Origin of the sequence: Photorhabdus aballayi, assembly GCF_026153155.1 — a bacterium.
GTDB classification, from domain to species: domain Bacteria; phylum Pseudomonadota; class Gammaproteobacteria; order Enterobacterales; family Enterobacteriaceae; genus Photorhabdus; species Photorhabdus luminescens.
The window spans coordinates 192,440-200,356 of record NZ_JAPFCD010000003.1; the positions used below are offsets into that span (position 1 = coordinate 192,440).

At 42.7% G+C, this 7,917-nt stretch carries 1 protein-coding gene; it reads right to left on the bottom strand.

The window, feature by feature from the left end; all coding sequences use genetic code 11:
* Positions 1 to 17: 17 nt before the first annotated feature.
* Positions 18 to 7,586, bottom strand: coding sequence for a Tc toxin subunit A-related protein (locus OO184_RS03250; protein ID WP_265377950.1), 7,569 nt, complete (start codon positions 7,584 to 7,586; stop codon positions 18 to 20).
* Between the last annotated feature and the right edge of the window lie 331 nt (positions 7,587 to 7,917).

The following is a 7,917-nucleotide window of genomic DNA, read 5'->3' on the forward strand; positions in this document are numbered from 1 at the left end:
ATTCTGTGTTGGGATGGTTATTTAATGGTGTAGCGAATATGCAAAATGATATCGTTCAGGGTTTTTAACATAGTGGCTTGTTTACCTTTGGCTGGCATTGATGCATTGGGGAAACTCAGTGTTAACGTACCCTGATCAATGGCGATACCTTCAAACGGCAGGAACTTGCCATCATTGAAATCGAGCTGGAATTGGCCGCTGTCATTCATACCGTGAGAAACTGCTAGTGCTTCGCAGCCGTTAGCTAATCCGGCTTTATCGCCGTAAGACAATATTGCCTGCACATCCTGATAGGGTCCCAGTAGCGCGGGCAAGGTAACGCTAATCTGTTTGATGCGCCGGATTTTGCCAATGGATTCCGGGTAATCTTCACGAATTTTTAAATCAGCTAATGAAATGGATGCCTGTAAAGAGGTTTTAGTATCCGTGCCGGCGCCGAACGCCACATTATTATTACCATTGCCGGCACTGCCTGAACCTTCATTTACTAGCTTCTCAATTTCCTGACTCAGAGAGAAGGAGCCTTTATCTTGCGGTAAACCAGCATAAACTTCGGCCAGCGACACTGTACGTTCAACCTCTAATGCGCGTTTATCGCGTTTCAAATGGGCGTCTTCCATTTGTGCCAAACTTAGCATCAAGGTTTCACCTGCAAGCAGACCGGCATAGGTTCCTTGCCAAGCGCCCGGTTTAATAAAGCGAGCAGCGTCATCATTAATTTCCCAACGGTAAGCCTGTTCTGCCATTAAGCAACGCGCGACAGCTAAGTCGTAGAATTGGAAGTAAATCGCCGCTAATCGGCCACGTAGCCAGTTATACAACGCCTGATTGCTGAACTTACGTTGCAGGAAGGCCAATTGGGCTTGGGTCTGTTCTTGTTGGGTTTTCAGACTGGTTTTTTGCAATACGGCGGCTTCACGGCGTACTGCCAGCGATTTAAGTTGGGCGTCGATTTGCTTCAATTCTGCTTCGGCATTATTACGCTGAATCTCCCACTCTTGACGGCGACGACGGTAGGTTTCAGATTGGCTAATTTTATCCGCTTCGGTGTTCATAACATTAGCGGAGAATTCCATCACATAGCCGGTTGCTTCAGCGATAGCTCCCCAACGGCTACCACCACCGGCGAAGCCGAAGATGTTAGGCACCAGATCAGCCGCTGCGCCAGCCAAGCGGGATGCTTGAACTGCCGTGGTAAGCCCGGCGGCGGACGCTCGTAGCGTCATGGCTTGGTTTTCACCGGCGTTGATGTTTTCATCATACAGTTTGCTGTAGCCATCAAAGCGCGATTGGGCTCCGGCTTTGGATTTTTCCAGCACGGTTTTCTCGGCATCCAGTTCTTCAATGGTTTTGTCCTGAATGCTCAAGTTAGTCAATATCAGCTCTGCGGCCTGATTTTGTAATAATGCATTGAGTGCCTCTGCATCCTGACGTTCGATAATATTTTGTAACGTGGAGCCGAACTGGGTGAGCTGGCTAACCATGCTGCGAGCATTTTCCAGCATGTGCGGGAAACGCCACAGAGACATAAATGACTCCAGCAATTTGCCTCCACCTTGAGAAGTGGCAACGGCGGCGCTAAGTAACGCTTTTGGGTCCGCCGGTGTGGCATAGATTGGCAGATATAGCGGCTGACCGTCGATAGAGAGATTATGACGCAGGTTGTATACTCTCTGAGCTAATGTCTGCCAGTAATTCATCATCACTTCATTGATTTGCGGCAGGAAGAGGTCGGTCAAGGTATTGGCGCTGCGCAACAATAAAGGTGTCGGTGTACTTTGTCGTAAAGCGACTATAGAGCTGGCGTGAGCACTTTGGGTAGTAATATCCGCGGCTTTGTCCAGTCGTGGATCATTCCATGTGGTACTCTGTGGTAGGTAAGGTTTATCACCTAACAGATGCAGCGCCTGCATATACCACATCTTCGCTTCGTTAAGTGTATCGCGTTCCAACTGGCGATAAGCGTGATCGCCGCGTGCGATCAGCAGATCAAGGGTGCGCATAAAGGTTGAAACTTTGTAGTGCATTGGATCGTGCTGTGCTACTGCATCAGGATCGACGGAATCCAAAGGATCACTGTTCCAACTGGTGTCTTCCAATAACGGACGGACGTTCCATTGATAATTCTGAATCTGGCCGTGGACAATATACCCGGATGGGCTCCAGACATATTTCAGCCAGCGGTTCGCTTCATCAAAGTTTTGCTCATGCAACAAACGTTGAGCAACCAGCATCGGGGTATAGTAGAACAGTTCCCAAAAATAGAGGCTGTTAGCGCCGCTGAAATCCATTGGTTCAGTTTTTTTATTTTCTATAAAGATAGGATCACGGTTTTTTTCATTACCTTTGGGGTAATAACCCTGAAAATTCTTACCATTCTTAAACCAAAATTCGCCAATTTTTATTGAATTAGCAGAGTATTTTACAAATAAATAAATCCAGCTATCGTTCCCTTTATTATCCACTGGTTTTGTATTGTTACTACCATTTTTTACGGATATATAAGTTTCAGAGAGATTAATTAATTGATTTTTATCTGTTAGTTCACCCTGATAAATGACATTTTCTTGATCGGGCTGTTTTTCACTGTTTCCTAACATAATTGTGATATTTTTGCTGCTACCATGAAGGTTTGAGTCGTATATTGGCAGTGTTGCAGTAAAATTATCACTCCATAAAACAGGCTCTTGGATATTTTGAGTTTCCATACTCAGAATCGTATCGATTCCGGTGGTAGCGCGTGCAACCAACTGGCGGGCGAATAGAGTATTCAGGCGAGTACGATAAGCCTGCCATTGCATATATTGCGCACCATTTTCATTATGGTGCAGGGTCAGGGCATTATCAGTATTCACCTTGCGGGTAACAGGAATACTGAAACTTTCATAACCCAGTTTACGTCCATTCTCTGCAAATGCGGTAAAGGTAATATCAATACTGGCTGAATTATTATTAAAATTCAGACTTGAGCCATCTATTTCGAGAGCATTAAATTGATAATTCATTTTATCAAAGCTAGGGGATGGCTGAATGGAGACATCTTTATCTGCGGTAAAAGTTTGTTCTTTGCTGCCTGCTTTTACTGTTACCTGAACTTTTGCCGGGGAAATTGCAGTATTGATATCTACTGGTCCTGATACATCAGTAGCAATTCCCATGTGGTCAATCATAAAGATATATTTCTTAAGATCATCCGGTTTATTCAGGGAATCTGTAATATAATCATCACCAATGGCAGCATTGTCTTTTATCAATGAACGACCTGCATCCCGAATCCAGGCTTCTACTTTAGACGAATAATTGGTATCCCGGTGGAATAGCAGTCTTCCTTTATCAAGGCTGCTAGTATTTCCACTGTATTGATAGATGGGATAAAACAATTGTTTCTTTGGCGAGTGATCTGGGTTGATACCCAAATCAGTATAAACAACAAATTTATCACCCAGTTTGCCATATTTTTTTATCAGGCTGCACTGATTACGTGTTCGCTCATCGGCTCCTTCATGGGTAATTCTTAACTTAGGTGAAATATGGATTTTTAAATCACTTGATGAGGCTTGATAACGGATAATTGGGATATCTCCGCCATGAACCATACTGATATTATATTCTCCTCGACCATAACCATTATTGCTATTTACCGATGAAGGAATTTCATAATTCTCTGCATAGCGGTTATTCACTCTTCTGACACTATTGGTATCAAATTGTTGATAACTATTATCCCGATAAACATTGCTCTGTTCTGGGGTCATATCTTTGTATTCCATATCGGCAAAGATATATAGCCCTTGCATTGCAGCGGTTTTATAACTATCGAGAGTATCTTGTTGGTTATAAAACATAACCAGCAACGTATCTTCACCTTGATAACCGGCACAATAGAGCCCAGGCGCTTTATTTTTTGCCAGTTCTAGCTTGGATATTTTTTCATTGACATCAAAGGTGATTGGCGTATTCCAGGTGCCGTCATAACGGATATGCGCCAATTTTAGCTCATAACGATAATCCGTCTCTGTTTGATAGCCATCTTTGCTATTTCCTGTCTGTTTAGTGATCTCCTTTTGTTCCAACCAGAGCAGGTATAGGCGGGATTTATACATCACAGGACGGATAGTGCTTCGGTAAGGATTAATTGGGCAATCAATTTTGTGCCATTCGCTCCAGGCATTAGCCGCGAATTTGCCGTCGCTGAATTTACTGTGATCGACACTGCGCCAATAGTATTCACCGGTGTCAGTTTCACTGAGGCCGATAAAATAGGTCAGTCCTTGATCGTTGTTAATATTATCGTGATACGCGCTAATAACTTTAAGATTAGCCACCTGCTCAAACGATGTCAGGTAAGACATAAAGGCGTCTTCGACGGTATCGGCATTTAATTGGCTTTGGCTGACGGATTGCAGTAATGCGTCCATCATTTTGGTTTGTCCGATGCGCATGGTCGGATCAATATAGTTTTCCGGGTAGTAAACTAATTGAGAAACGCCCGCCCAGGTGCTGTAGCGTTTGTTATATTTGTCCCAGTCGATAAAGAACTGGCGGCTAATAACCCCTGAATGGGCATTTTCTTCTACATTTTCCAGCGTGCGGTTGACGTACAGTTGAATGCTGGCAATGCCTTCGGCAATCCGGGTAGTTTTGATTGCAGCGGAAACCTGATTATCAATCAGTAAATATTGATACAAATCATCACGGCTTTTTATGGCTGCCGCTGGCTTGGCGACTTGACGGATATAGTAGGTGCTTAATGCGGCGCTACGGGATTCATCCAGAAAAGCGTGTAATGTATCCGCTTGTTGTGAATTCAATCCGGCAGTCAATACTCCCGCTGCGTTTTCCCACTTGGCATAGGTTGGTATCTTTTGATTTGATTGAATATAATCCAGCCCGACCAAAGCGGAAACGCCCTGCGGGGCGACATTTAATTGTTGTGCAACATTAATCCATTGCAGGATAGTATCGATAGATGTCCAACAGGAGAAAGCATTTTCTTGTGTCACGGGAGGAAGATGTTGATGGTTTTGTGCTTGAGTACTGGCTTGCAACAGCAAATTAGCATCAAGATTCATGGCGCCAGCCAGTTGTTCTGCTGTTAAGGTCTTAGCTTCAAATGCTGCTAACACGGAAGAGGCTTTTTCGCCTAACGCATTAACCCAATCCGCAAAACGTGTCAGCATAATAAGTGAAAGTGCATCATGCGCAGGTATTGCCTCAGTTGAGGAGCCAAACATCTCTGGTTTTGTCACAAACAGGCGGAAGGCGTTTTCGTTAATGCCGGTGGAATGGTAAACCATTTCCAATTGCGCCAATGCCTGACAATACTGAACAATATGTTCCTGTGTTGCTAATACTTCCGATGAATCTGGCGTATATTGAGTATTCAACCAGTCCCAGAATTTTTCTGCTGTCATTGCGCCGTCGCCGGGCTGTAACTTGTCTGCCCAAAGCAGCACAGAATGGGCGACATTTTCCGACGATAATTGCAAGGTAGCGGCGATATAGGGCGCCATAACATGTAGTAAATCTGCCTTATCTTTATCAAAGCCTTGTAAACCGTGGTAGACGGTATCTAGCAGATTCTTAATTTCAGGCGTTAGCGTTTTATTATAGCTGGTGGAGGTCATAACAAATAACTGGAACACGCTCCACTTCTGTGTCTGTAGCCAACCGGTAATGGTATTGAGTTTTCTGATCAGTGCAGCCAGTTGTTTATCACTGATAGCGGATAAATTAGTTTTCCCTTCACCTACGGCAACCAGCAATAAATCCAATTCATCAATGGTTAATTGATGAATTTCCGCCAGTAATTTCCCGATATATAAGTCGGAAAGATTGTCTAAATTATTTTTAATCTTTCCATCTTGATTATTATGGTTGGTAATTTTAAGCAGACGGTAGAGCGAGACATCATCGATATTAAATGCACGTTTAAGTACCGCCTTGCGCCAATCGCCAGTACTACCTGGATTTAAATCAATTTCTTCATCTTCGGTGGAAAAGTATTGGCCGTTCAGTAATGGCGTATTAAACAGGCGATCAAATTGGCTAGGTTGATTATCATATGAACGTTGTGAAATAAGTGCATTGCATAGTATTAGGGCAGTTTCAGCATTAATAGCATAACGTTGTATATAATATTTAGTCAGAAAAACTTTACCTAATACTTCTGCGTTGATATCCAGTTGCTGATTAACACTACGCACAATGCTTTCCAGAATAGTCGGTGATAATTCTGTCGCACGAGATAGACGAATAGCTTTATTGAGTTTTAACAGGAAAGAGTATTGGTTATATTCTTCAACGGTAAATTTTGCGGCCGCATATGCCCAAGAACCGGAAGGAAGTACTCTTGTTAGGCCAATTTCAAAAGGTTGGCCAATATCAGTTGTACTTAATGTGATATGTTCTGAGTACTCTATGTTAACCTGAGGAGCTCCTTCGGTTCGAACAAGTTCTCTTTTATCATTTAACTTGATGGATAAATAAGAGGCATTCCAAAAATCTTTGAATTTATAATTTAACTGATAATTTTCTCCACCATAGGGAAAGAGTTCTACATCTACTTGATAAGCATTTGTTGTATATTCGCGAGTAATCCGATATACCTTGACTGTGCCATCACTGCTATTGACTACCGGAGTGATAAACTGGTTATTACTATATTCTTGTTGGCCGAAATTGCTGGCTTTACCAATAAACTGGCTAAGTTCTTCATCACTTAAATTGTAATAACGTTTAAGGTATTCCGGCATAGCCAATGAGGCCGGTTCGATATTACCAAAATTTTTCTTATAAAGTTCCTCAGCATTACCTTCGGTAATCTCCTCCGTCAGAATATTAAACAACTCAGGTGAGATTGAAGCGTTAATACCCAATAAGGAAGCTTGATGCATCAGCCCGGCAATGGCTGGTGAAGCATTTAATTGCTCAAGCCCAGGATCTTGTAGCTGGATAACTTTACGTACATTTTCGTAAGCATCGTGATAAGGCGTTGCGCCGGAAGGACGGAAAGTGGAAAGCATTTCCATCACTTTAGCATAATTGTCCAGATTAGACTCAGTTTTAATACTTTCCAATAATAGCTCGTTGGACAAAGAAAGAGTGGAAAGTTCTATATCCATATTTTGTTGACTGAGCGCCATTGATTTGAGATCTGGACGGCGAGTATCCAGATGGTAAATAGAACCGTCTGCATGCAAATTGCGTGCTTCACGATAAAGCTCAGTCAAATAAGCGGCGGGAGAAAACATAGAGGATACGGTACCCGGTGCGACATATTGACTGGCTCTGCCGCTAAATTGGTTGTTATAGCCTATCAGTTCAGCAGTAGGCGCTATGATGGCAAGATGTACAGCATTTTGTAATTGAGGATTAGCGCGTTTGAGAATACGCGCTTCATACAGCCGGTTATCCTTTTGGGCCTGTTGTGCATCATGATATAAGTCGTGTGCTTCGGACCAGGAGAGGTGTTCGGATACTTGGTGGTGAAATTCGTTAAAAGAGCTGTGGCTAATATCTGTCAGACACTGAAAGCCACACTGGGTTTTTAATACATCAGGTATCTCTTTTACAGGCGAATTCATATTTATTCCTTTTAAAATCATAAAGTAAATGAAACATCCATATTGTCTTTACATCATGAATCAATCAGAGAATGATTCCGTTCCATCGGAATAAGAGATGATTAAATACAGGTTTTGAGAAATAGCTGAGACATGCATAGAAATAGTTTGCGCGTAAAGAACAGACATATCTCTCTCAGAGAATCACTATCTCACTGTTTTCTTTAAATAGCTGTTGCAAAAAAAGCAGATGCAAAATTTGCAACTAACTTTTTAATAAGGTTTGGCAGGAAATGGCACGGTGTTGTTCACATGATGTACTGTACGAAAAGAGCGGATTTCAGTGATAATG